Origin of the sequence: Niastella koreensis GR20-10 (assembly GCF_000246855.1) — a bacterium.
Classification (GTDB): domain Bacteria; phylum Bacteroidota; class Bacteroidia; order Chitinophagales; family Chitinophagaceae; genus Niastella; species Niastella koreensis.
In genome coordinates, this window is sequence record NC_016609.1 from 8,950,131 (window position 1) to 8,976,524 (window position 26,394).

The window sequence follows — 26,394 nt, forward strand, 5'->3', positions numbered from 1 at the left end:
GGATTATACCCTATAGTATTACCTTTATAGCATGGAATACGTTCAATTGGGAAAAACCGATATGCGCATCAGCCGCATTGCTTTTGGTTGCATGTCATTGGGTGATGAGGATGCTGCCAATGAAAAGATTGTACACCGCGCGCTTGACCTTGGGGTCAACTTCTTCGATACGGCCGATCTGTATGCAAAGGGAATGAATGAACTGTCGGTTGGTAAAGCGCTAAAACCATACCGCGATAAAGTATACATCGCCACCAAAGTTGGCAATCAATGGCGGGCCGATGGCAGCGGCTGGGACTGGAACCCGCGTAAAGAATATATTTTAGCCCAGGCAGAAAAGAGTTTGCAACGATTGAATCTTGATTATATCGATCTGTACCAGTTACATGGCGGCACCATCGATGACCCTATTGATGAATCTATTGAAGCGTTTGAACTGTTGAAGCAACAGGGCAAGATCAGGCATTACGGCATTTCATCCATTCGCCCCAATGTGATCAGGGAATATATTAAACGCTCGAATATAGTAAGCGTGATGATGCAATACAGTCTGCTCGACCGCCGCCCCGAAGAAACCTGTTTATCATTATTACAGGAAAACAATATTGGGGTGCTGGCCCGCGGCGCGGTAGCGCAGGGATTACTGGTAGATAAACCATCGAAACCGTATTTGAATTATTCCTCACAGGAAGTAGAAAAGGCCGCTGACGCCGTAAAAGAACGCTCAAATAACCAACGCAATACCGCTCAAACGGCTTTAAGATACGTTTTACATCACCCGGCCATTTCCTCTGCCGTAGCTGGTATAAGAACTATACAGCAATTAGAAGAAGCTGTAGCAGTTTTTAACACCCCTTTACTTACCCCAAACGATCTTTCTGCTTTACAACAGGCTGTTGTTGCCAATAAGTATGAGCAGCATAGATAGTTTATAGTTGAATGTTCAAAGTTTAAAATTCAACATTCATACCCGAAGTGGCGGGTCCGTAAGTTCTTAAGTTATTAGGTTCTTGAGTTCCGGCACCCCACGAACTTAATAACCTACGAACCTAATAACCTACTAACATAACTCCATTAAAGAGGCCCAGGCTGTTTAAAACAACCTGGGCCTCTTTATTTATGTATTCCATATTAACTTGTCAACGTGTTAACCTGTCAACTTCCTTTATTAACATTATCAACTCTATCAACCCTATCAACTATCTAATCAACGTAATATCCCCCGTCTTCCGCAACTTATTCCCGTCAAAAAACTCCACATCCAATGTATACGCATACACGTCCATTGGTTGCAACTGACCGTTATAAGTACCATTCCAGGCGGCACGGCGGTCATGCGTTTCAAACACCAGCTTGCCCCAGCGATTGTAAATTCTCCAGGTCATTTTAGCAATCCCAAAGCCGGTTACAGAAATATAACCATTGCGGCCAAAGCGGCCGGGCGTAAAGGCATTGGGCACATCCAGCAGCGGATCTATCAATGCATCTACCTGTTTACAAGCTGTATCGGTACACCCGCTTTCCGAGGTGGCAATCAAACAGGCCTCAAAAGTGCCGGTAGCGTTATATTGATGGCTTACGGTATCGGCTGTATTTTTAGAAACAGTCTCGTCGTCGCCAAATTCCCATTTGTATGAAACAGCTCCTGATGACAGATTGGTAAAGATGATTGGCTTGTTAACCGATGGGGGCACCGGAGCAAAAGAAAAATCAGCTACAGGTTTGGGATATACCTTTATATCCAGGAAAGTAGAATCTTCCTTGTTACAGGTACTGGTATCAACAACCTTCAGGGTTACATGATAGGTGCCCACATTCGGATATAAATGCACCGGGTTTACGTCATTTGATTGGGTGCCATCGCCAAAATCCCAATAGAAATCCGTACCGGCCAGCGAGGTATTATTGAAGACGGCGGTATAGGGCGCACAACCATAAGTGGGTGTTTCAAACTTGGCTTTTACCAACGGCGATACACGCAGTTCTTTCACCAGGCTATCCGGCGCATTACAATACGCCGTATCGGTTAAGATAAGCCTTGTCTGGTATGTGCCGGCTGCAGCAAAAGAATGCGTTATAATGCTATCTCCGGGCGTTACCCTCGTACCATCGCCAAAATCCCAGGTAAAGCTGCTTGCCTTAAAGGGTTTCCGCGCTGGAAATATAGATGTGTTCACAAACTCATAGAGCAGTGATTGACAGGGCGGCAATTTCCTGGCGGTAAAGTCAATATCGGCCGGGTCGTCACGTACATGGATAGTCAGGAACGCGGTATCGCTGATGTTACAACTTGCGGAGTCAATGGCAATGAGCCCGATCTTATAAACGCCCACTGCCCCAAAGGTGTGGGTAACGTTATAACTTGTGGTCACCTGGTCGGGTGAGCCATCGCCGAAACTCCAGATGTATTGCCGCGCATCGCGGACGGTATCTTTAAAAGTAAGAGTGAAAGGCACACAGCCTACGGTATCGAAATTCCCTTTGAAATAAGCTTTGGGACCGGAAGCCACGCCGGAAAAGTTCAGCAGGATCTTTAATGCGCCCAGGTTACAACCGCCTGTGCCTGCACCATTCTTTGGCGCCCATACGCCACTGGTAGTAACATAAGGTTTGGTAATAGGCAAATCGGGCATGCTGCCATAACAGTTGGCGCAAATGGCCTGGTAAATGGCGCCCTGTTTATCAAAACGGCTCGTGCCGCCATCAACGTGCTCACCCAAACCGCCATCCTGTCCAAAGAAGGAACCATACAGCAATGATTGCGCATCTCTTTTCAATACTATGAAATAAAAATCGCGGTTATCAGTAGAATTTTTCAGCGCATCGGGCGTAATAGGCATGCCCCTGGTGCCGGCCAGGTCATAAGGGTCGGCCTGGGTAGAAGCAGGTAAATACCAGCCACCCCAGCCGGATACATATACATTCTCACAACGGTCAACCAGGAAGGCCACCGGCGAAATGTTCGGCTTTCCGCCCGATCCAAACGTGGTGGAATATTGTATAGTGGAAAGATCAGTACTTAATTTGACAATGAACTGTTTGGTGCCGGCATTACTGTAAGCGGCGTTTATCACCGGCCAATCGCCACGCGTAACCCCCAGTACATAAGGATAATTATTCCTGTCGAACTGAATGCCGTAAATAATATCCGATTGGCCGGTACCCAGGTATACGGTTTTCTTCTGCGTGGTGCCATCGTTCGAAATAATGGTCACAAATCCATCGATATAGCCATTATTCTTACCGCCTAAAACCGAGGAGCCTGGTGTGCCGGAAGCCTGGGGAAAATCACCGCTTTCGGTTCCGCCTGCTACATAAATGTCATTGTTAAGCGGGTTCAATGCCAGTACGAAGGCGGCATCATTGGCTGTACCACCCAGAAAAGAGCTCCAGATGATGCTATTACAGGTAGGATCTATTTTCAGCACCACCCCATCCTGCGCGCCTTTTTTCTTGGGTTGGAAAACATTGGGGGTAGTGTAAAAATTGTCTGATTGTGATTGTCCGGCCACGTAAATAAAACCCGCATTATCGATAATCACTTCACTGTGCCCATCGTCTCCATAGTTCCTGAGCAGCGAGTTTATTTTATGGCCGCCAGTAAGCATCTGGTCTTCAATATTCACCCCGTCATTACCGGTGCCGCCAATCCGCAGGGAGCCTACAATTCCACTACCGGTAGTATTCAACTTGGTAACGAACATATCGCAGGCGCCGCCAGGTCCCATCAACGTACTGCCCCCGGTACCAGGAAAGTCGGTGGAATAGGTTCTTCCCAAAACTACCAGCTCACCTTGTGCATCGCAATACAAACTATGCGGAAACTCGTCGTTGCTGCCACCGAGATAGGTAGCATATACGCGGCTGGCGCCATTGGGACTGAATTTAAAAATGCCGATATCTATACCCCGTTTGCCACCACGCGTCCAGGTGGTTTTATAAGCACCGGGGGAAGTAGGAAAACCAGGGTTGAATGAAATGCTGCCAGAGAAAAAAGATCCATCGGGACCGGGCGTAGCCGTAAAACCCCATTCATCGGAAGTGCTGCCGGTAAAAGAAGAAAAGATGATGGTAGGATCGATCACCAGCGTACTGGTTTTATCGTATGTGCTGGTTTTAAAACGTACTGTTTTCCCATCTATCTGGTAGGCGCAGGGCGTTTCCTGCCGGCCCTTCACTTTATCAAACAGGTAGGAGTAAGGGTATAGTTCCTTTACATCGCCCAAACTTGTTTTAATAACCAGTTCGCTTTTTTTGATAGACAGTTTATCGGCCCCATCGTATTGCATGGCAATTTTGCTTACATCGCCACCGGGGTTTACAATGATATCGTATTTCAACCGGCCGCTTTCAGAATAATAGCGTACGTCGATATTGGGATACACGTTTTTATAGATCACCGCCAGGCAGCTTTTTACCCCTGTGCGCCATTTGGTTTGGTCGTTGCCGATCAAATAATTGGTGTAGCCGGGTAATATTTTATCAGGAACAATTTCAGGATTGGCAGCTCCGCCAACGAATTGCACCTTGTATGCATGGGAGTGAACGGTAAGCGGCGCATCTGTTTCGTTTGTTTGTATGCGGGCATTGGCTTTTTGTTCAGGCGGTGCTGCATGACCATGCAGTTGCTCCAGGTCGGCCACATTGTGTTGCACCACCGTAAAACCATTTTTTTGCAGGTAAAAATTACCCGCAGGCAACAAGCCTTTAAAGGTGATCTCTTTTTCCCACTGTCCGTTATTTTCAACAAATTCAAAAGTCGCAGGTGATTGCGCAGCCACTCGTATAACGCCGGTAAGAAGCAGCGCTATAACCATCAGTCTTTTCCTAACCAAAATTTGTGTTTTCAAGGTATTAATAAAGAGGAAGGTTGGTGCAATGATATTGGTTAAATGCTTTTAAGTTTAATATTTAAAAGATGGACACATGGATTGTCTTCTATCCCCGTTGTAATCATTATAGAACCCGTTCTGCATCAACGCAAATTCAAAAGCACCGCGGGAATGATTGTACTGATTCAGGGAAGAAGTGGTAGCATCATAGGTGAACATCAGTTTCAGGCTTTTCCATACATACCCGATCATTGGAATAAACGCATCGCCTTTCCGGTAATACAACCCGCCGATCAGCTGGCTTTCCCCATCGCCCGATAAATTGTATTGAACATTACCTCCGCCTACCAATTCGCTTGTTTTTGTGGTAAAGCTATAATAGGCCATGGGATTTATGATAACCTGGTCGTTTAATTTTATACTGGCATTACCAAAGGCATTATACCGTTTGGCAATATTGCCGTCTGCACCGGCTGCAGGATCATCGTTCTTGAAAAACGATTCCCGGGGCGAGTTGAGGTGCCATACAGAAATACCGCCATTGATGTACAGTTTATCGGTAGGAAAGTAGGCGTAGTTAAGACCTACCTGCATATCGAAGTAATTGATATTGGGGTTGTCGAGCACCACACTGGTAGGCAGGTTGCTGTCGAAGAACTTGCCATCGAACTGATCGGGAAATTTGAGATTGGCGGTATTGATGCGCTTATTGGCCCAGCCAACATTCATCCCGAAAGATAACAGGTGCGCTACCCCCAGCATCTGGTGATAGGCCGCAGAACCAAATACCTTGGTAGAAGTTAAACCGCCGGAACCTGCTACATCGCGTAAAATGAGGCCGCCTAATCCCAGCCAGCCGCTTTCTATCCGGTCCCTGAACACCTGGGCGTCGCCCCAGATACTCATGGTTTTGTACGGCACACTCATGATCGATGACCATTGATTACGGTAATTAACGCCTAAACGGTAGTCGGCATCGGGAATAAAGCCGGTATTTGCCGGATTTGTAGAGAGCGGGGAATTGAACCATTGCGAAAAATGCATGTCTTGCGCCGAGGCCTGATAAAAGAAGCTCATTACACAGGCCAGCGGCAACAACACCGCCTTCAGAAACAGGATCTTTGTTTCTCGGTTCACAGGAGACCAGGCTCTTTTTTTAGTTATAATTTTCTTCATAAACCACCCGTCTAAAATTACAATTTGTTAAATGACCTTAAAGCTTTTCCCAGGCTTTAACGTATTATTATCAAAACGCTGAACGCTAAAGGCTTAACGCATAACGCTGCATTCTTATCACCTTCAGCATTTTGTATAAAAGGGTGTTTCACAGGTAATGTTTGTTCGTATATTTCATGTTGTTTGTTGCGGTTATTACTAAAGTCGGCAATCCGCAGCGCGGCCTCCTCTATCAACCTTATCAACCCTGTCAACTTTCTCCATGTTAACGTGCCAACCTGTTAACCCCGTCACCTGATCAACGTAATATCTCCCGTCTTCCTCAGTTTCCTTCCATCCGAAAACTCCACATCCAACGTGTAAGCATACACATCCATCGGCTGCAGCGTTCCCTTATAAGTACCATCCCAACCTGCCTTCCGGTTGCTGGTTTCAAAAATTAATTGTCCCCACCGGTTATAAATCTTCCAGGTCATTTTGGCAATACCAAAACCCTGTACATTGATGTAGGAATTGCGGCCAAACCTGCCCGGCGTAAAGGCATTCGGTACATCCAGCAACGGATCAATGATCGCTTCTACCGGTTTACAGATCGTATCACTACATTCAAATTCGTTGAAGGTAATGAGACAGGCGTTAAAGGTACCCGTTTCATTGTATTGATGCGATGCTGTATCCATCGTCTTCTTCTCAGTAGAATCGCCATCACCAAATAACCACACATACCGCGCACCGCCGCTGGATAAGTTGGTAAAGATGGTCGGTTTATTCGTTACCGGCGGTATCGGCGCCACCGAGAAGTTGGCCAATGGCAATGGATGCACGCCGATATCCATGTATGTTGAATCAATGATGTTACAGGTGCTGCTGTCAATCGCAATCAATGAAACCCGATAAGTACCTATGTTATTGTATACGTGTACCGGATTAATTTCGTTGGATTTAGGGCTGCCATCGCCAAAATCCCAGATAAATTGCGACCCGGCCAGCGATGTATTATTGAAAATTGCGGTATAAGGTGCACAACCGGACGACGGCGTTTCAAACTTAGCCTTCACCAGCGGCGATACGCGCAACTCCTTCACCACCGAATCGGGCGAATTACAATAACTGGTATCCTCCAGAATCAGTTTGGTTTGATAGGTGCCTGCAGCGGCAAACGCATGTTGAACGGAGTCGGGGGCAGGCGTTATGCGGGTACCATCTCCAAAATCCCAGGTAAAGCTGTTGGGGTTATAAGGTTTGCCTGGCGGGAAGGTGCTTGTACTCACAAATTTATAGTTCAACGACTGGCACGGTGGTAATTTGGTGGCCAGGAAGTCGATATTGGCTTTGTCACTCCGTACATGAATGGTCACATAAGCCGTATCCCTGATGTTACAGGTGGTTGAATCGATCCCGATCAGCCGCACCCGGTAATCGCCTACTGCGTTGAAAGTATGCGAAACAGATTTATCAGTGGTTGTTACATCTGGCGTACCATCGGCAAAAGACCACACATAACTTTTGGCATTGAGAACGGTATCTTTCAGCGTAACAGTAAATGGTACGCAACCAAGGGTATCAACCACGCCATTGTAGTAAGACCTTGCTCCGGCGGCAACTCCGGCAAAGTTAAACGAGATCTTGGCCGCGGCCAGGTTACAGTTGCTGGTGCCGGTACCATTTACAGGCCCCCATACCCCCGGCGTGATAGGAAAGGGTACCGAAATATTGCCTACCGCATTGCCAAAACAGTTGGCGCAAATAGCCTGGTAAATCACGCCTTGCGCGTCGTACCGGCTGGTACCGCCATCAACGTGTTCACCCTCCCCGCCGCTTTGGCCAAAAAAACTGCCATACAGCAGCGAGGCCGCATCTTTTTTAATAACTATAAAATAGAAATCGTGGTTATCGGTAATTGTTTTCAGTGCATCGGGCGTGATAGGCATGCCGGCCACACCGGCCATATTGAACGGGTCGCGACCGCTGGATGAGATCCAGCCTCCCCAGCCGGAAATGTACACGTTCTCGCAACGGTCTACCAGGAAGGCAACAGGCGAAATGTTCGGCCTTGCTGTACCGGCGCCGAAGGTGGTTGAATACTGAAAGCCCGACAGATCGAGTTTCAGCTTGGCAACAAACTGCTTGGTATTATCGGTGCCATAAGCGGCGTTCACCCTGGGCCAGGTACCTTCTGAAATCCCCATGATATAGGGCATATTAAATTTGTCGAACTTGATGCCATACACCGCATCAAAACCGTTGGTGCCCATATAACTGCTTCGCACAATGGACGACCCGTCGTTGGCTATCTCTGCCACAAACCCATCAACGGAAGGGCCATTGGCATTGTGCGTATTGTTAGGTTGATAAACCCCGTTTTTATTGCCTGGTAAATTGGTGCTGTTGGTGGCACCGCCAACAAAAATATTATTAGTGGCAGGGTTAATGGCAATCACAAACGCCCCATCGTCACCATCGCCGCCCAGGTAGCTGCTCCAGATAACGTTGTTACAGGAAGGGTCTATTTTCATCACCACACCATCCTGTCTGCCGCCGGGGCTGGGGCCAAATACAGAACCTATGATCTTGAAATTATCAGAACGCGACTGTGCGGCCACGTAAATATTGTTGCTGCCATCCAACGCTACTTCGCTGCGCGAATCGTCGCCATAAAACCGCAGGGTAGAAGATAAATTGATGGAACCGCCTTCCTGCATATCGCTGATGTTAACGCCGTCGGCGCCGCTGCCGCCAATGCGCAGCGAACCAATAAGGGCGGTACCGGTTGCATTGAATTTGGTAACGCAAATATCGGCGCCGCCGCCGGGGCCTATTAAAGCACCGGGATATTTTGAGGAATAGGTTCTTCCCATAACTACCAGGTTACCCTGTGGGTCACAGATAAGACTATGCGGATAATCATTTCCTTCGCCACCCAGGTAGGTAGCGTACATCCGTTGCGTTCCGTCGGCACTGAATTTAAAAATGCCCATATCCACACCGCCATTGGCCGAACCGCCCTGGAAGGTGGTTTGATACGCGCCCGGGGATACCGGGAACCCGTTGCCAAATACAATACCACCGGAGTATAAAGAACCATCAGGGCCAGGCGTGGCCGTAAACCCATATTGCCCCGCTTTACTGCCGGTGAAAGAGCAGAAGATGAGGGTGGGGTCAATAATAAGGGTGTTGGTTTTTGAGTAATTGCCAACACTAAAACGAACAATGTTTTTATCAAGCACATAGGAACAGGTTGTTTCCTGTTTGCCTTTTAACCGATCGAACTGGTAAGTATAGGGGTATAATTCCTTTACATCCCCAACCGATGTTTTTATAATCAGTTCTTTGTTTCTGATCTGTAGTTTATCCGCCCCGTCGTACCGCATTTGAATGTTGTTTACATCACCGCCGGGATTTACAATAAGATCGTATTTCAATTGCCCGTTCTCCGAATAATAACGGACATCTATATTTGGATAAACGTTTTTATACAGCACTGCTCCGTAGATCTTCACATTGGTGGCCCATTTGGAGCGGTCGTTGCCAATAAAATAATTGCTGTAGGTAGAAAAAGCTTTGTCGGGCACTATTTCAGGATTGGCGGCAGCGCCTACAAAGGTAACCTGGTAGGCATGTGAGTGAATAACATAGCTGGGATAGTTGGGGTTTGACCCGCCGCCACCGTCATTGCCCGGTTTTTCGGGGTCGTAGGTAGCTATACGGGCGGCGTCTTGCGAAGCACCGGCATTGCCCTCCATAGCACCATGTGACCGTTGAAAAAAGCGCAGCAGGTCGGTGGTATTGTGTTGTGCAACGGTAAAACCGTTAGGGTGCAGGTAAAATTCACCTGCAGGCAATTCTCCCCTGAATTTTATTTTACTTTCCCACTGGCCTTTGTTCTCAGTAAACTCAAAGGTAGATGGCGTACCCTGAGCAAACGTTTCAAAGGCTGTAATGGTAAGAAAAAGTATGAGTAAACTATTCCTGCCCAATGCCTGTCGTTTTCGTTAGTTAGTTAATATAGAAAGTAATCCCTTACACTGCGCAGTAGAATATTAAAAGCATATTAAACCTTGCAGTATATATAGCAATAGATGGAAATAACAATGTTATGGTACTATCAATATGTACAAACCTTAACTCAAAGTAAACAGTTGGGCATTTACAATGTCCCTTGGCAGGGGATTGCAAATTGCGTGAAATAGCAGTGTTGGTTTATGTTACTAACATACCTACGAAATCTTGCTCCAGGCGGTTTTTCCCTGAAGCGATTGCAGGTAATTTTTTAGCTGCAAATTTGTTGCCGAAGCCAGGTCAGGGTCTGCATCAAGTACACGTTCGGCAGCTTCGCGGGCAATCTCCAGCCACTTTCTGTCCTGAACGATACTTGCCAGTTTAAAATTCAATGCCCCGCTTTGCCGGGTGCCTTCAATATCGCCGGGACCACGCAGCTCAAGATCTTTCTCTGCTATCTTGAAACCGTCATTCGTAGCACACATAGTGTTTAACCGTTCCCGGGCATCATTGTTCAGTTTTGAACCGGATAATAAAATACAAAAACTTTTTTCACTTCCCCGGCCTACACGGCCACGTAACTGGTGCAATTGGGATAAACCAAATTTCTCCGCATTTTCTATCACCATTACGCTGGCATTAGGTACATCAACGCCTACTTCAATAACCGTTGTGCCCACCATAATCTGCGTGTCGCCGGTTTTAAAGCGATGCATATTGGTATTACGAATTTCCTGCGTTTGCTGCCCGTGCACCATACTGATCCAGTACTTTGGTTCAGGAAAGTATGCCTGCACATTTTCATAACCCTTCATCAGGTTTTCGTAATCCAGTTTCTCCGATTCTTCAATGAGCGGAAATACAATATAAGCCTGCCGTCCTTTCGTAATTTCTGCCTTTATAAAATCCATTACCTGGCTGCGAACCGTCTCATAACGATGTACGGTTAAAATAGGCTTACGGTTGGGTGGCAGCTCATCTATGATGCTCGTATCAAGGTCGCCATAGGCCGTCATGGCCAGGGTGCGCGGTATAGGCGTTGCCGTCATTACCAGCACATGCGGCGGAATGGCGCCTTTGCTCCACAACTTCGCGCGTTGCGCTACGCCAAACCGGTGCTGTTCATCGATGATGGCCAGTCCCAGGTTTTTAAATTTCACCGTATCCTCCAGTATGGCATGGGTGCCCACCACAAAATGGATGGTGCCCTCCTCCAAACCCTTTAAAATCTCTTTACGTTCTTTGGTCTTTGTAGAACCTGTAAGCATACGCACCTTCACCGGCAGTTCACTCAACAGTTTGCTGATGCTGTTGAAATGTTGCTGGGTCAATATTTCGGTAGGGGCCAGTAAACAGCCCTGGTAACCGTTATCGATGGCCAGCAGTAGTACCAGCAAGGCTACAATGGTTTTACCACTACCTACATCACCCTGCAGCAGGCGGTTCATTTGTTTGCCGCTGCCTGTATCGCGTCTGATTTCTTTTATTACTCTTTTTTGTGCGCCCGTTAATTCAAAGGGCAGGTATTTTTCATAGAAGGTATTGAAGATCTCGCCCACCTGGCCAAACACTATTCCTTTTGAATACCGGTGCCGTTGCTGTCGCAACAAACCCATCCTGATCTGGGCAATGAAAAACTCTTCAAACTTCAGCCGGTTTATTGCCTGCTGCCATGTTTCCAGGTCGGGCGGAAAATGCATGTTCACAAAAGCTTTGAAACGAGGCATCAGTTGCAGGGGTTGCAGCACCGTTTCCGGCAGTATTTCCGGAATGTTATTTTCCTGTAGTAATTTAATCAAAGTTTCTGTAAAATGGCCTATCTGCCGGCCACCCATTCCCCGGGATTTTAATTTTTCTGTGCTGGGATAAACAGGTTCCAGCGTGCGCTGACCCTCCAACTTCTCTCTGCTAAAGGTTTCCAGCTCGGGATGGGTAATCTGGGGCGTGCCCTGAAAGAAACTTACTTTACCGTAAACCAAATAGGTTTGGCCAATGGTAAGGCTCTTCTGGATCCAGTTAATACCCTGAAACCATACCAGTTCAATAATGCCCGTGCTGTCCCGTAATTCGGCCACCAGGCGCTTGCCTCGTTTCTCGCCCATTAAACCGGTGCTTTTAAGCACGCCGGCAATTTGAATGAAGTCGGTTTGCGGCGTAATGTCCCGTATCTGGTTCACCTTGGTTTTATCCAGGTGGCGATAGGGCACCAGTTCAAGCAGATCTTTAAAGGAGAATACATTCAGCTCCTTTTTGAGCAGGTCGGCCCGTTGCGGCCCCACACCTTTCAGGTATTCAATGGGATTGGCTAATATGTCTACTGATCGGCTGATGGCGCAAATTTAATGGAAAAGGCAACAAGGCAGCGAGGGAACAAGGCAAAAGTCCAAAGGTAAAAGCCCAAAGGCAAAAGCCTAAAGGTGTATTCGCTTTCAGCTTTAAGCTTTCGGCTTTCAGCCCTGTATTTGCTTACACAACATTAATCCCCGCCCACATTAAAAAGCAACAGCAAATTTTAATCCCTTGTTACAGAGGTGTTAAGGAATGCAAATTGCAAACATTGTGGAGTAAACCTTGTTTCAAATATACATTCTCACAATGTTAAAATAATGTAGGTTATGAAGAAAATAGTGATTCCTGTGCTAATGGCAGCTGGTATACTTGCTATGACCAGCTGTAAGAAAGATGTGGTCAAGAATCTCCAGGGTGATGAAGGGCAGATCTACGTCACCAACCACTCCGACTCCGTTAACTTCTCTTCGTTTAAAACATTCAGCATTGCCGATTCGGTAGCTGTAATCGAAAACAACCGGCTTTATGGGTATGAGCTGTCCGGTTCCGATGCAGCGTACATTCAGGCGGTAAAAGACCAGCTAACCCAGCGCGGGTATACGCTGGTAAACAAAAATCAGAACCCCGATTTGGGTATTACCATAAGCCAGGTGTACAGCACCAGTACCGGGGTAATTGATTATGGCTCTTATTATGGCGGCTACGATCCCTACTACTGGGGTTATGGCGGGTATGGCTACTATTATCCCTCGTATTATGGAACCTATTCCATTACCGAAGGGGCTATGTCTATCGACGCCTTCGATCTGAAAGATGCCAATGAGTCGAAATCGATAAAAGACGTCTGGAGCGGCCTGCTCAGGGGCTCAGGCGTATTCAGCGTTTCGGCCGCTAATAACGGGGTAAAAGCGCTGTTCGACCAAAGCAGCTACTTTAAAGCCAACTGATTTCTATTCCAATTATGAATTTAAAAATATTACAGATATGAAAACACAGTTTAGAACGGCTATGCTATTGATTGCCAGTCTGTTCTTCGTGGCCTTGATCCCCTTTAACAGCAAGGCCCAGGAACGGCGGTTGCAGCTCGACCTTAATTATGCGGTGGGTATTCCCGGCAACTCGTTTAAGAACGATGCCATTGAAAAAACATCCACCCGTGGCTGGACGGCCAACCTGTTGTATAACATCAACCCCCATATTTCGGTAGGGGTGGGTACTGGTTTCCAGGATTTCTATCAAAAGTATCCCCGTTCCGTGTATAAAGTAGACGGGGGCGATGTTTCAGCCGTGTTAACCAATTCCATTCAAACCGTGCCCATCCTGGCGCAGTTTCAATACCGGTTATTGCCGGGTAAAACGGTTCAACCCTATGTTGGCGTAGGCGTTGGCGGCAATTTTATCATGTTCGACCAGTACCTGGGTGAATTTGACAATTCAAAGTCAAGCTTCAAATTCGCCGCCCGGCCCGAAGTGGGGGTATTTGTTCCCTTCCGCAAAGATGGGCCTGCCGGTATTCACCTGTTTGGCGACTACAACTATATGCCATACAAAATGGATGGTGTTGAAAACCTGAATAACTGGGGAGCAGGGATAGGGGTAAAATTTCCCTTAGGTTCTTAGTTCAAAGGTTAACATTCAAAGTTTTTAGCCCTGCCGCTTAGGTGGGGCTTTTTTGTTGGCCGGCACCTGAATGCCTGTTAAGCTTCCGTTGCGCGTGTCCGCCCGCCGGCGGATCGCACTCTTGTACGTTCTGTTCGCTTTTGGACCCGAAGAATGCTCACTACTCACCACTCACTAATTCAGCTGTGGGTCCACTGGAAAATTAGCCATCATTTCATAATCGCCACCTAAGTGTTTGAGGGATTCCTTCCAGATTTCATCGGCTTTGCGGTGGAACACCAGCTTGCGGGTTGCCTGGGCGGTAAGCCATGATTTTTCTTTCAATTCATCATTTAACTGACCGCTGCCCCAGCCGGAATAACCTATAAAAAACCGGATCTTTGTAGTATCAATAGAGCCGGCTTTAATGAGGGTGATAGCTGTTTCAAAATCGCCACCCCAGTAAATGCCATCCAGCACTTCATAGCTGCCGGGGATCAGGTCGGGATATTGATGTAAAAAGTGAATAGTATCCATTTGAACCGGACCACCATAAAAGACAGGCAATTTTAATTCATCCAGGTCATTCATCAGCTCATTCAGGGTGTGGCCAAACACACGGTTTATCACAAAACCAAAACTGCCTTCATCCTGGTGATCACATAAGAAAACAACAGTGCGGCTAAAATTCGGGTCCTTCAAAAAAGGCTCAGCTATAAGTAATATGCCTGGTCCTGGGTTTACCATATCCTGAAATTAATATTTAAAACGGGTACAGAAAATGATTGTTCAAAAATTTTAGCGATTCCATAAAACTTTTATAAGTTAGTGGCTTGCTAAAGTTTCCGCCCTTAAAAGGTGCAAACTTGGTAAATCTAAGTTAAACCATAGGCTACGAAATCCGTGCCATGGGAGCAACTAAATACGTTTATTAAATTTGCCGGTTACTAAAATTATCTGCATGGGATGTTGAGATTTCCCATAGATCTGGAGAAGAAAAGTAGTAAAGGATAACCGGTAGATAATGACAACAGCGGCGTTATTAAAACCTAAGACATTGCAGTTAAGGAAAATTTTTCCTGTCATCATTGTGTTAATCAGCTTATCGCTGATTGGAACCATTTACGTACAGTACAGCTGGTTACGTACCATGCTGGTTGACAAGCATGAAGAGTTCAGGTATAAACTGATCCGTGGTATTAACGAGGTAGGGGTGAACCTGATGGAACAAAAGAACTCCCTGCCATCGCTTAAGAACTACCGCGTGCGTCCCGATTTCAGCCTGCAGGCAGAACAGTTCAGATCAGAACTGATGCGCCCCCCAACCATTGCCCAGAAGTTTACTGAACAGGAAGTGGCGGACAAACTACACAAAGCCTTTGCTTCGCAGGGGTTAAAAGAGGTGAAGTTTGAGTTTGCCATTACCAGCAATGTAAACCTGCTTTCATACGAAATAAAATCACGGGCCTTTTTAAACCAGGTAGAAGATACGGCAAGCGACCGCAACCTGGTGTTATATTATATTTTTCAGCCGCCCAGTGGCAGTGATCTCGAGAACCTGGTGCCCGAAGAAGTAATGACGGTCATAGTTCCCAATGTAAAAAAAGTAGTCCTGAACGATATGCGGTGGATGATTGTGGGTGCGGTATTCTTCACCCTCATGATCATCACGGCCTTTTATATTACGGTAAATGCGTTGTTGCGACAGAAGAAACTAAGTGAAATAAAGAACGACTTTATCAATAATATGACGCACGAGTTCAAAACGCCGCTGGCCACCATTTCGCTGGCGGTGGATGCCCTGCGCAACGATAAAGTGGCCCAGGACCGCGAGAAAATGAACTACTTCAGCAGTATTATTAAAGAAGAGAACAAACGCATGAACAAGCATGTGGAAACCATTCTGCAGGCAGCCGTAATGGACCGCCAGGAATTGACGCTGAACAAGGTGCCGCTGCATGTACACAATCTTATTCATGAGATCATGGATAACTACAAACTGCAACTGGAAGAAAAAGGCGCCCGTGCCGAACTGAGCCTCGATGCCCGTTTCGATTTTGTGGAAGCCGACCAGGTGCACTTCCGTAACCTGATCTCAAACCTGGTTGACAATGCGGTTAAATATTCAAAGGACAATCTCTTAATAAAAATCGCCACCTATAATACCAATAAGTTCATTGGCATACGCATTGAAGACAATGGTATTGGTATGAGTAAAGAAACCGTGAGGCGGATATTTGAAAAATTCTATCGCGCCCACACGGGTAATCTCCATAATGTAAAAGGCTTCGGTTTGGGCTTAAGCTATGTTAAGACCGTAGTTGATGCTCATGATGGTAAGATCAAGGTTGACAGTATACTGGGCAAAGGCTCGGCCTTCAACCTCGAAATACCGCTGATCAAAGACAGTGCTACTGCCGAAACAACAAACAGCCATCGCCATAACTAAGAAAACGGAATTCGTTTTCTAACGCATACGTATATATTTTTCGCCAGTCGTTACCCACAAAGGCTGCTACCAATAGCAGCAGGGTGGATTGCGGCTGGTGAAAATTGGTCACCAGCGCCCGTGGTATTTGAAAGGTATAACCCGGGGCAATCAACAAAGAAGTTTTGGTGATAATGCGGTCCGTTGAATGCGCGTGCATATACTGCAACAGGCTTTCCAGGGCTGTTTTGGCGGCAACCCGTTTCCCCTCCATTTCATACGGGTCCCACTGATGCACTACCAGCTCTTCCAACGGAAGATTGGGTTGATGCACCGTTTTCACCCCCAGCCAGTACAGGCTTTCGATAGTACGCAGGGAGGTGGTGCCCACTACTGTGATGTGTTTATCGAGGTACTGTAAAATACGTTCAATAGCGCCGGTACTAACATCAATGAACTCTGCATGCATGGGATGTTCGCCCATGGTTTCGCTCTTCACCGGTTTAAAGGTGCCGGCGCCTACATGCAGGGTAACATATTCCCGTTGAATGTGTTTATGGTCCAGCTGGTTAAACAAAGCATCGGTAAAATGCAAACCTGCTGTGGGGGCAGCCACCGAACCTTCGGTATTGGCATAAATGGTTTGATACCGGTCGCTGTCGGCCTGTTCCGCTTCGCGTTTTATATACGGGGGCAGGGGAATATTGCCGGCAACATGTAATACTTCTGCAAAGGTGAGCCCTTCGGGCGTCCAGGATAATTCAATCGCAAAGCTGTCTTTTTCTTTACCCAGGTAGCGGGCGTGCAGGATAATCTCCTCACCGTTCCAGCTCATTTTCTTTTCCAGGATCTGACCGGGCTTCCACTTGCTGGCGCCCCCGATAAGGCAGATCCAGGTAACGCTACCCTTTTGGGTCATGGCAGTGGTCATGTCGGCATACTGCGGCGGCGGTTCCAGGCAAAAGATCTCCACTACGGCGCCGGTTGGTTTTTGAAACAACAGGCGGGCGGCCACCACTTTGGTGTTATTGAAAATCAGCAGGGAATCGGGCGGTAAGTGCTGGTAAATGTCCCGGTAAATGCTTTCCTGAATAGCTCCTTCTTTGTAAATGAGGAGGCGGGAACTGTCTCTTTCGGGGAGCGGGTACCGGGCAATTTGTTGCTCAGGCAGCTCATAGGTAAAATCGTGAACTGATAGTTCTTTTGGATGCATCTTATTAGGCGGCCAACTGCCGCGGTTTTGATGAGGTGCAAAGATAAGCGACTCCGCGTGAAATTGCAATGGGGTGGTGGTCGGGGGCAATTAAGCAGATGGAGGCATGCAAATACCGGCAGTGACAATTGAAATGCTGTGTGTACAAGGGTTTTATCAGTACAAGTGACAATTAAACCTAACTAAAAATATGTATAAAAACTATCAACAATTAGTAAGAAGTTGATAAGGATTTAGTTTTTATTTAATTCAAAAATAATATTGACACGTATTTAAATTGTACGTAACTTAGTGGCATAGGATAAGGTTTAATGGTTAATGGTATTTGATTAGTGCAGCCTCCCCTCCGGGAGGCTTTTTTATTTTTTCCTTCGCAGCATATACTTATCAGCCACAAGCTTCGAGCCACATACTGCAGTGAGCCATTAAAACAGCATAACTTAATAGCTAATTAATTTAATTACCCAGTTACCACTAACTCATCGCACCCCGTATTTGTCTTTAAACAATCCAGTTAGGCATATAAAGCTGCTTTACTAATACACCAGGTCTATCTCGGATCCAGGCCAGCTCCGGGTTGGCTGTATCAACGTCCCGTACATGTGCCGTACATATTTCGTACATGTCTCGTATATGTCCCGTTCCTTTATAGGTACGAAACATGTACGGAAGACTTATGAAAGGCATTCGTGTTAAACAGGACACATTTATTGAGCCGGTACGGACCTGGCATGATACCGCCTTAATACCAATGCGATCGATTCACCCGTTTTAATGAAGTAGTTTTAAAAATCAGCGGCCCCTTAATTCTTTTCTAACAACCAGTTTAAGTCCGCTCCATTGGTCTGAAACGGCACAAACTTTTACATCAACCAGGTCGTGTTGGAGGGCATAATTGCGGATGGTATCTTCTGTAACATCAGTGGCAATGCCGGCGCTTTTTTTATACCAGCTTACCCAGATTATTACGGTAGGGTTGGCTTTGTAAATAGCAACCAAATCTTTAAAAATGGCAATGAATTGACTGGCAGAAGTAACAAAGGCATGAACAAAATGAGGGGTTTCCCTGGCAGGTTTTTTTACCAGCTGCGGTCGGATGTCGGTTATCAACCAATCGAAATAGGCCGCCGGTGCATTGAACAGCAATACTTTCATTGAAGGAGTAATGCCCAGTTTTTTGATTAATGGCGTGCCGGAGTAACCTGGCATTGAGTGATTTTAAAATTATGAATATGGAATGCCGAATTTTAGAGATTGGAATCGGGTTTTTAAATTATGAATTCCAAGACGAACGTTTGCAATCATCAATTGAAATTTTTGAATAAGCAAACCGGTACCTGGTAACTGGCAAACCGGTAACTCACAAAGTCCTCCCATTTTCTCCCACCAATCCGGTTTTCCGATTCAGAATTGACACTTTTCCCCACCAAACCAATCAGCCCGATAGCCATTTCCCCCTTTTTACCACCATAATAAACGGTCACTTAGGAGCTATTTTCGGGCATTTTTGGACCGTCTATGGTCCCTTTTGGTCGTTTCGAAGGCAAAAAACAGCACCAAAATCACACTTTCCCATCAAATTCACAGCTTACGCACAGTTATGCACATGTATCCACATGCTTATGCACATGCTTTTGGCTGACTAATAGGTGGAAACCCGCAGAAACCAATGGTATTCACCTGTATACAAATAAAATTCCTTGTGGAAAAAATAATTTTTCACAATCTAAGTAAGAAAGTGGGAAAAAGTGTTATTTTGTGTAGGTATTAGACAAATAGATGCAACTCATTGTAAATGATACAATTTCTCGGAGAATACGAAGCAACCCTGGACGCAAAAGGGCGTTTTCTCCTACCGGCAGGCATTAAAAAGCAGATCCCGGAGGATGCTGGAGAGCAATTTGTCATAGCTAGAGGTTTTGAAAAATGTTTGACTTTATATCCCAAAAAAAACTGGGATCCTATACTGGCCGAACTGAGTAAAGTTAGCGAATACAAGGCCGAAAATAGAGAGTTCTTAAGATATTTCACAATGGGTGCTTCACTATGTGATCTGGATTCTGCAGGAAGAATGTTAGTACCACCCAATTTAAAAGCCCACGCGGGGCTCGAAAAAGATATAGTACTGGTTTCTGTTATCAATAAAATTGAAATCTGGGATAAAGTTAAGTACCAACAGTTCTTTGAGTCTTTTACACCGGAAAAGTACAGCGATCTGGCAGAGCGGGTAATGGGTGGTCAAAATACACAAATGTAATTTATGAGTGAGCCTGTTTACCATGTACCGGTTTTATTGCAAGAGGTGATCGACGGTTTACACATCCGCCCCGATGGGGTGTATGTTGATTGTACCTTTGGTGGCGGCGGACATTCCCTGGAAATTCTCAAACACCTCAATGCCGATGGGCGGATGGTTGTTTTTGACCAGGATGCAGATGCCCGGAAAAATGTGCCAGCTGATGATCGTATCATTTTCGTTCCGCACAATTTCAGGCATTTGCAGCGGTTTTGCCGGCTGCATAAAATAACCCAGGTAGATGGCATTCTGGCCGACCTTGGGGTTAGCAGTCACCAGTTCGATACCGCCGACCGCGGGTTCAGCACCCGTTTTGAAGGCGACCTGGATATGCGGATGGACCAACGCCAGGAACGCACCGCTTTTGAAGTGGTGAATACCTACACCGAACAGCAGTTGCACAAATTGTTTGAACAGTATGGCGAGGTTACCAATTCAAAAACACTGGCCAAAACCATTGTTCAGGTTCGAAAAACCGTTTCGCTTAAAACCATCTCTAACTTTAAACAGGCGCTTCATTCCGTGGTGAAAGGAAATCCTAACAAGTACTTTGCCCAGGTATTTCAGGCTTTGCGTATTGAAGTAAATGATGAACTAGGCGCATTGAAAGACATGCTGCAACAGGTTCCCCCCCTGTTAAAACCCGCCGGACGTGTAGCAATTATAACGTTTCACTCACTGGAAGACCGGATCGTAAAGAACTTCTTTCGCAAAGGGAATTTTGAAGATGAAGAGGTGGAAACCGATGCATTTGGCCGGGCAACAACCACACCACCACTCAAAGCAGTAACAAAAAAGCCAATCGTTCCTACAGATGCGGAGATGAAGAGAAATCCCAGAGCACGTAGTGCCAGGTTGAGGGTAGCGGAGAAGATAGAGGAACAATAGGCAATAGACAATAGGCAAAAGAAAAATAGATTTTGAGCGAAGCAGAAGAGAAGTCGTGAAACTGGGATGTAGGGTACACTTGCCAATTGCAAATTGTCGATTGACAATTGATTTAAGAGTGTTCTCATAATAAAGGGTATTAGAAATTGCAATTATTCTAATTTAATTACGCCTCGTGAATTAAGCTTTCATTAGCGGTTAGACGGATAGCACCTGTCTGACCGCTATTTGATTAAAAAATGAGTGAAGAAAAAGAAATATCGCGCAGAAGAAGACAACGGAAGCGGTTGTTCGGGTACAGGTGGATAGTGAAGAATCTGCCTTTCTTCCTTTTCCTGGCAATGCTGGCCATTGTGTACATCGCGAACGGGCATTATGCCGATAACACGGTACGCAACATCAACAAAGTGAACCGCGAGCTGAAGGAACTGCAATACGAATACAATTATCTGAAAGGCCAGGTAATGTTTCGCAGCAAGCAAAGTGAAATGGCGAGGTCAGTTGAACCATTGGGGCTAAAAGAGTTGACCGTTCCGCCGGCGATGTTAGTGGATTCAACGGGAAATGAAGAGAGAAATTAGGAATGAAGAATTAAAAATGAAAAATCAGAAAGTAAAAGGATAGTAGTGGGAATGGAATATAGTGAGGCAATTGCCGATTGCGGATTGCCGATTGCCGATTGAACATGGAAGTTAAAAAGGACATATTATGGCGGGTGTACGTAGCCTTTCTGGGCATCGTGGTTTTCAGTTTGTTAATACTGGGCCGCGCCGTGTACATTCAGCAGGTGCAGGGGCCTTACTGGCGTGAACAGGCAAAAGAGCAACAACAGAAATTTGTAGAGATAGATGCACAACGCGGCACCATTTACAGCGAAGACGGCCGCATGCTCAGCACCTCTACGCCGTATTTCGATATCTATATTGATTTTGCAGCAGAAGGATTGCGCGATAAAGGTGGAAAGCGGTTTGAGGATAACCTGGATTCATTATCCATAGGACTGGCAGCCATGTTTCCTGAAAAAAATATAGCATCGTGGCGTAAAGAGTTGAAAACCGGTTACCGGAAAAAGAACCGGTACTATTTGTTAAAAAAGAACCTGACATTCCAGGAATATAAACAGTTACGTAGTTTGCCATTGGTGCGTGAAGGAAAAAACAAAAGCGGTTTTATTGCTGATGTAAAAGACAAAAGAATGAACCCCTTTGGCCTGCTGGCAAACAGAACCATCGGGTTATCACGCGAATACATGGATAGTGGCGGTGTAATGCGTAGTATGAATGTGGGTTTGGAAAAAACATACGATGAACAACTACGCGGTGAAAGTGGAAAACGTTTGATGAGAAAAATTGCCGCCGGCGTGTTTGCCCCGGTAGATGGCTCGGAAATTGAACCACAGAACGGAAGAGATATTATTACCACCCTGGATGTAAACATCCAGGACATTACGGAGAATGCTTTGAAAAACGTGCTGGAAGCAAATCAATGTGAATATGGCACTTGTGTGGTAATGGAAGTAGCAACCGGAAAAATAAAGGCCATTGCTAACCTGAGCCGCAGGGAGGATGGCAGTTACTGGGAAAACTTTAATTACGCCATTCAGGCATCGGAGCCAGGTTCAACATTTAAACTGGCAACCATGTTGTCGCTGCTCGAAGACCAATTGGTAACTTTGCAGCAACACATCGATCTCGAAGGCGGAAGCTGGAATGTAAACGGAAGAACGGTATACGATACAGAAGATCATGGAACAGACGCCACCGTAAAACATGCATTTGAACTAAGCTCGAATGTAGGTATGGCAAAACTGGCAATGACCTACTACGGAAAAAATCCGACCCGGTTTGTAAATCACATTAAGAAACTGCGATTCGATCAGCAAACAGGTATTGACCTGATGGGCGAATCAAGACCAGTAGTAAAAACGCCCAAATCAAAAACATGGAGTTCCACGTCGTTACCATGGATGAGTTTTGGGTACGAAGTACTGGTGAGCCCATTGCAAACATTGATGTTATACAATGCAGTGGCGAACAATGGCAAAATGATGAAGCCTTACCTGGTAAATGCAGTAATGGAAAATGGGGCGAAGGTGAAGGAGAATCAGCCGGAGGTGTTGGAGGAAGCAATTTGCAGCGACAAAACATTGAAGCTCTTAAAAGAATGCCTGGAAGGTGTTTGTACCGATGGCACTGCCGCTGAATTACTAAGAGGCGCGCCGTATAAAGCAGCCGGTAAAACCGGAACCGCTTTAATGGCCAATGGTCCCAACGGGTACGCGGATAAAATTTATCAGTCGTCATTCGCTGGTTATTTTCCGGCCAACCATCCGCAATACAGTTGTATTGTAGTGATCCGGAACAAACCACATGCACCGGTTTATTATGGCGCCAAAATAGCCGGACCGGTATTTAAAGAGATCGCTGATAAATTGTATGCGCAACATGCCGATCAGGGCATCAGACAACTGGCTATTAAAAAAGACAGCAGCAATTATCAATACGCCGGCGCTACTGAAGATATTAAAGAGGTGATGGAAACGCTGAAGATGAAGTACCGTGATTCGGCAAAAGCAGATGAATGGTCGAAGCTGGCAATGGTGAATGAACAACCGGTGTTAAGCAAAAGAACGGTAGCGAATAATATTATGCCCGACATGCGGGGGATGGGTTTAAAAGACGCCTTGTTTTTGCTGGAGAACAGAAAATTGAAAGTAGCGTTTCATGGCCGCGGAAAAGTAACAAGCCAGAGCATTGAACCGGGCACCTATGTAAACGCACATCAAACAATAAACCTGGAATTGAATTAATAAAACAGATAACGTGACACTGCAGGATATATTATATAAAGTAAGCATTCGCTCGGTACAGGGTAACACCGGTATACCCGTGCGTGACCTGCAGCTGGATTCACGGAAGGTAAGCGAAGGATCGATTTTCATTGCAGTGAAAGGTACTGCCAATGATGGTCATCAATACATTGACCAGGTGATTATGCAGGGTGCAGCAGGTATTATCTGCGAAACCATGCCGGCTGAATTGAAAGAAGGAATAACCTATGTGCAGGTAGAGAACAGTGCAGCCGCAGCCGGTTATATGGCGCATAACTTTTACGGGCAGCCATCCGAAAAGATCCAGCTCGTAGGCGTTACCGGCACCAACGGTAAAACCACCATTGCAACCTTATTATTCAAGCTCTTTACATCATTGGGATATAAGTGTGGTTTGTTAAGCACGGTTCAAAACCATATTGGTAATGAAGTGGTGCCAGCTACCCATACCACGCCGGATGCGATTTCGCTGAATGCCTTGCTGCAACAAATGGTGAACAGCGGCTGCTCACATGTATTCATGGAAACCAGCTCGCACGCCATTCATCAGCATCGCATCACCGGGTTAAAGTATGCAGGCGGTTTGTTCAGCAATATCACCCACGATCACCTGGATTATCACAAAACATTTGATGAATACATCCGGGTAAAGAAATCGTTCTTCGACTCGCTGCCTTCTGACGCATTTGCGATTTCAAATGCCGATGATAAACGTGGTCAGGTGATGCTGCAAAACACCCATGCGCACAAATACCTGTACAGCCTGCGCACGATGGCCGAGTTCAAAGGAAAGATCCTGGAAAACAGGCTTACCGGTTTGGTTATGACCATCAATGACCAGGAAGTACACTTCCGCCTCATTGGTGAGTTCAATGCCTACAACCTGCTGGCCGTGTACGGCGCCGCTATCTGTTTGGGTGAAGATAAACAGGAAGTATTGCGGTGTTTGAGTGAGATCACCGGTGCAGAAGGCCGCTTTGATTATATTATTTCGCCCAACCAGCATATAATCGGGATTGTAGATTATGCGCACACCCCCGATGCATTGCTGAATGTGTTGCTGACTATAAAAAAATTACGCGAAGGGCACGAGCAGATCATCACGGTGGTAGGTTGTGGCGGTGACCGCGACAAAACCAAACGCCCGGTGATGGCAGAAGTGACCTGCGAGCACAGTGATAAAGTAGTGTTCACCAGCGATAACCCACGCAGCGAAGATCCGATGCAGATTTTAACTGACATGGAGACCGGGTTGAACACCGCCGCAAAAAGAAAATATGTATCAGTGGTTGATCGCAAGGAAGCCATTAAACTGGCAGTGAGCATGGCAAAACCGGGAGACATTGTATTGATAGCAGGCAAGGGCCACGAAAAATATCAGGAGATCAAAGGAGTTAAACATCCTTTCGACGATAAGCAGGTGATGCGGGAAATGTTTGAGCTGTATGAAAAATAGCGATGACGAGAGCGTACACCTAAAAATACCAATATGCTGTACCATTTAATTGATTGGCTGAAGGCTTTGGGGGTTAAGATTCCGGGGAATGCACTGTTTCAGTTCATTACATCCCGGGTATTACTGGCGGTTATTTTGTCGCTGGTGATATCAGCCGTGTTTGGAAAAAAGTTCATCAATTACCTGCGTAAAAAACAGGTAGGGGAAACAGTGCGCGATCTGGGCCTGGCGGGCGAGCAACAGAAAAAAGGAACGCCAACAATGGGTGGTTTCATTATCATCACCGCCATTCTGGTTCCCACGCTGCTCCTGGCCGATCTGAATAAGGCATATATCCGGCTCATGCTGTTTGCCACCGTATGGCTGGGCCTGATAGGATTTATAGATGATTACCTGAAACTGCGCGCCAAAAAGCTGGCCCAGCAACAAGGTATTGCATATAAGAAAGGTGATAAAGACGGGTTGGCCGGTTGGTTTAAAATTGGCGGTCAGGTAGTGCTGGGTTTTGTGGTAGCCATGACGCTGTTGTTCAATAACAATACCAAAGCATGGCGCGAGTTTACCGGTGATAATTTACCCTCCGATACCAGTACGGTAAAGATCCACCGGGTGCCCATCGATAACCGGGAGCGGGTATTTGTGGAAGCAAATGAACCCATTACCACCATCCCGTTTGTAAAATCGCACGAGTTCAACTATTCAAAGCTGTTACCAGCCGGGTTACGCGCTTTTACGTGGATCCTGTATGCGATCATTGTAATTGTGATTGTAACTGCCGTATCAAACGGCGCCAATATAACCGATGGAATTGATGGGTTGGCAACGGGAACGAGTGCCATCATTGGGGCGTGTTTGGGCATATTTGCGTATGCCAGTGGCAACATCAGGTTTGCAGAATACCTGAACATCATGTATATCCCCAACCTGGGTGAGCTGAGTATTTTCATTGGTGCGTTAATTGGGGCTTGCGTAGGGTTTTTGTGGTACAATGCCTATCCCGCGCAGGTGTTTATGGGTGATACGGGAAGTTTGACCCTGGGCGGTATCATTGCAGCGCTGGCGATCATTGTGCGGAAAGAATTACTGATCCCGATCTTCTGTGGCGTATTCCTGGTAGAGAATCTGAGTGTGATCTTACAGGTATCGTATTTCAAATACACAAAACGGAAATATGGTGAGGGCAAACGAATCTTCCTGATGAGCCCGCTGCACCACCACTACCAGAAACTGGGGTATCATGAGTCGAAGATCGTAACAAGGTTCTGGATTGTAACTATTCTGTGCATCGTGTTTGCGATAGTGACTTTAAAAGTAAGATAATAAAAAGCGTGATCGGTTAGCCGGTACCTTAAAAAACATAGTAAGTGCATTACTGAAAAACCACCACT

The 26,394-nt window shown here is 46.1% G+C and carries 17 protein-coding genes; 10 read left to right on the top strand and 7 right to left on the bottom strand.

The window, feature by feature from the left end:
• Positions 1 to 31: 31 nt before the first annotated feature.
• On the top strand, positions 32 to 928 hold the full coding sequence (locus tag NIAKO_RS35920; RefSeq protein WP_014223428.1) for an aldo/keto reductase: 897 nt from the start codon (positions 32 to 34) through the stop codon (positions 926 to 928).
• A 271-nt stretch (positions 929 to 1,199) separates the two neighbouring features.
• On the opposite strand, the gene NIAKO_RS35925 is transcribed toward NIAKO_RS35920, so the two are convergent.
• The 4 genes from NIAKO_RS35925 to recG all read right to left on the bottom strand — a co-directional run bounded on the left by NIAKO_RS35925 (position 1,200) and on the right by recG (position 12,346).
• Positions 1,200 to 4,835: a DUF7948 domain-containing protein gene (locus NIAKO_RS35925; protein ID WP_242675425.1), complete on the bottom strand. Its 3,636-nt coding sequence runs from the start codon at positions 4,833 to 4,835 to the stop codon at positions 1,200 to 1,202.
• Positions 4,836 to 4,904: 69 nt separating this feature from the next.
• A complete protein-coding gene (locus tag NIAKO_RS35930) occupies positions 4,905 to 6,008 on the bottom strand; it encodes a PorP/SprF family type IX secretion system membrane protein (RefSeq protein WP_014223430.1) in 1,104 nt (367 codons plus the stop codon).
• A gap of 290 nt (positions 6,009 to 6,298) precedes the next feature.
• The gene (locus NIAKO_RS35940) at positions 6,299 to 9,985 is read right to left on the bottom strand and encodes a T9SS C-terminal target domain-containing protein (RefSeq protein ID WP_014223431.1); all 3,687 of its coding nucleotides are present in this window, start codon (positions 9,983 to 9,985) and stop codon (positions 6,299 to 6,301) included.
• Positions 9,986 to 10,225: 240 nt separating this feature from the next.
• On the bottom strand, positions 10,226 to 12,346 hold the full coding sequence (recG, locus tag NIAKO_RS35945; RefSeq protein ID WP_014223432.1) for an ATP-dependent DNA helicase RecG: 2,121 nt from the start codon (positions 12,344 to 12,346) through the stop codon (positions 10,226 to 10,228).
• 276 nt (positions 12,347 to 12,622) lie between these two features.
• Between recG and NIAKO_RS35950 the strand changes: the two genes are divergently transcribed.
• Together NIAKO_RS35950 and NIAKO_RS35955 are read left to right on the top strand one after the other, a co-directional pair.
• Positions 12,623 to 13,243 carry a DUF4136 domain-containing protein gene (locus tag NIAKO_RS35950; protein ID WP_014223433.1) on the top strand — a complete coding sequence of 207 codons (621 nt, stop codon included), beginning with the start codon at positions 12,623 to 12,625 and terminating at the stop codon, positions 13,241 to 13,243.
• 37 nt (positions 13,244 to 13,280) lie between these two features.
• A complete protein-coding gene (locus NIAKO_RS35955) occupies positions 13,281 to 13,916 on the top strand; it encodes an outer membrane beta-barrel protein (RefSeq protein ID WP_014223434.1) in 636 nt (211 codons plus the stop codon).
• Between the two features lie 174 nt (positions 13,917 to 14,090).
• Here the strand turns inward: NIAKO_RS35955 and NIAKO_RS35960 are convergent, their stop codons facing one another.
• Positions 14,091 to 14,642, bottom strand: coding sequence for a YqgE/AlgH family protein (locus tag NIAKO_RS35960; protein ID WP_014223435.1), 552 nt, complete (start codon positions 14,640 to 14,642; stop codon positions 14,091 to 14,093).
• Positions 14,643 to 14,985: 343 nt separating this feature from the next.
• On the opposite strand from NIAKO_RS35960, the gene NIAKO_RS35965 reads away from it, so the two are divergent.
• Positions 14,986 to 16,344: a sensor histidine kinase gene (locus tag NIAKO_RS35965; protein ID WP_242675427.1), complete on the top strand. Its 1,359-nt coding sequence runs from the start codon at positions 14,986 to 14,988 to the stop codon at positions 16,342 to 16,344.
• On the opposite strand, the gene NIAKO_RS35970 is transcribed toward NIAKO_RS35965, so the two are convergent.
• Together NIAKO_RS35970 and NIAKO_RS35975 are read right to left on the bottom strand one after the other, a co-directional pair.
• Positions 16,307 to 17,536 carry an S-adenosylmethionine:tRNA ribosyltransferase-isomerase gene (locus NIAKO_RS35970; RefSeq protein WP_014223437.1) on the bottom strand — a complete coding sequence of 410 codons (1,230 nt, stop codon included), beginning with the start codon at positions 17,534 to 17,536 and terminating at the stop codon, positions 16,307 to 16,309. The genes NIAKO_RS35965 and NIAKO_RS35970 overlap by 38 nt on opposite strands.
• A gap of 792 nt (positions 17,537 to 18,328) precedes the next feature.
• Positions 18,329 to 18,745: a hypothetical protein gene (locus NIAKO_RS35975; protein ID WP_014223439.1), complete on the bottom strand. Its 417-nt coding sequence runs from the start codon at positions 18,743 to 18,745 to the stop codon at positions 18,329 to 18,331.
• A 586-nt stretch (positions 18,746 to 19,331) separates the two neighbouring features.
• Here NIAKO_RS35975 and mraZ point away from each other — a divergent pair.
• The 6 genes from mraZ (at position 19,332) to mraY (ending at position 26,326) form a co-directional block, all read left to right on the top strand.
• Entirely contained in the window at positions 19,332 to 19,793 is a 462-nt protein-coding gene (mraZ, locus tag NIAKO_RS35985; RefSeq protein WP_014223440.1) for a division/cell wall cluster transcriptional repressor MraZ, read from the top strand.
• Positions 19,794 to 19,796: 3 nt separating this feature from the next.
• Positions 19,797 to 20,720: a 16S rRNA (cytosine(1402)-N(4))-methyltransferase RsmH gene (gene rsmH, locus NIAKO_RS35990; RefSeq protein ID WP_014223441.1), complete on the top strand. Its 924-nt coding sequence runs from the start codon at positions 19,797 to 19,799 to the stop codon at positions 20,718 to 20,720.
• A gap of 239 nt (positions 20,721 to 20,959) precedes the next feature.
• Positions 20,960 to 21,301 (top strand): FtsL-like putative cell division protein, encoded by a 342-nt coding sequence (locus NIAKO_RS35995; RefSeq protein ID WP_014223442.1) that lies wholly within the window; start codon positions 20,960 to 20,962, stop codon positions 21,299 to 21,301.
• Positions 21,302 to 21,405: 104 nt separating this feature from the next.
• Complete coding sequence (locus NIAKO_RS36000; RefSeq protein WP_014223443.1) at positions 21,406 to 23,529, top strand: penicillin-binding protein; 2,124 nt, start codon at positions 21,406 to 21,408, stop codon at positions 23,527 to 23,529.
• A 13-nt stretch (positions 23,530 to 23,542) separates the two neighbouring features.
• Complete coding sequence (locus NIAKO_RS36005; protein WP_014223444.1) at positions 23,543 to 25,006, top strand: UDP-N-acetylmuramoyl-L-alanyl-D-glutamate--2,6-diaminopimelate ligase; 1,464 nt, start codon at positions 23,543 to 23,545, stop codon at positions 25,004 to 25,006.
• Between the two features lie 33 nt (positions 25,007 to 25,039).
• Entirely contained in the window at positions 25,040 to 26,326 is a 1,287-nt protein-coding gene (mraY, locus tag NIAKO_RS36010) for a phospho-N-acetylmuramoyl-pentapeptide-transferase (RefSeq protein WP_014223445.1), read from the top strand.
• The last annotated feature ends 68 nt before the right edge of the window (positions 26,327 to 26,394 follow it).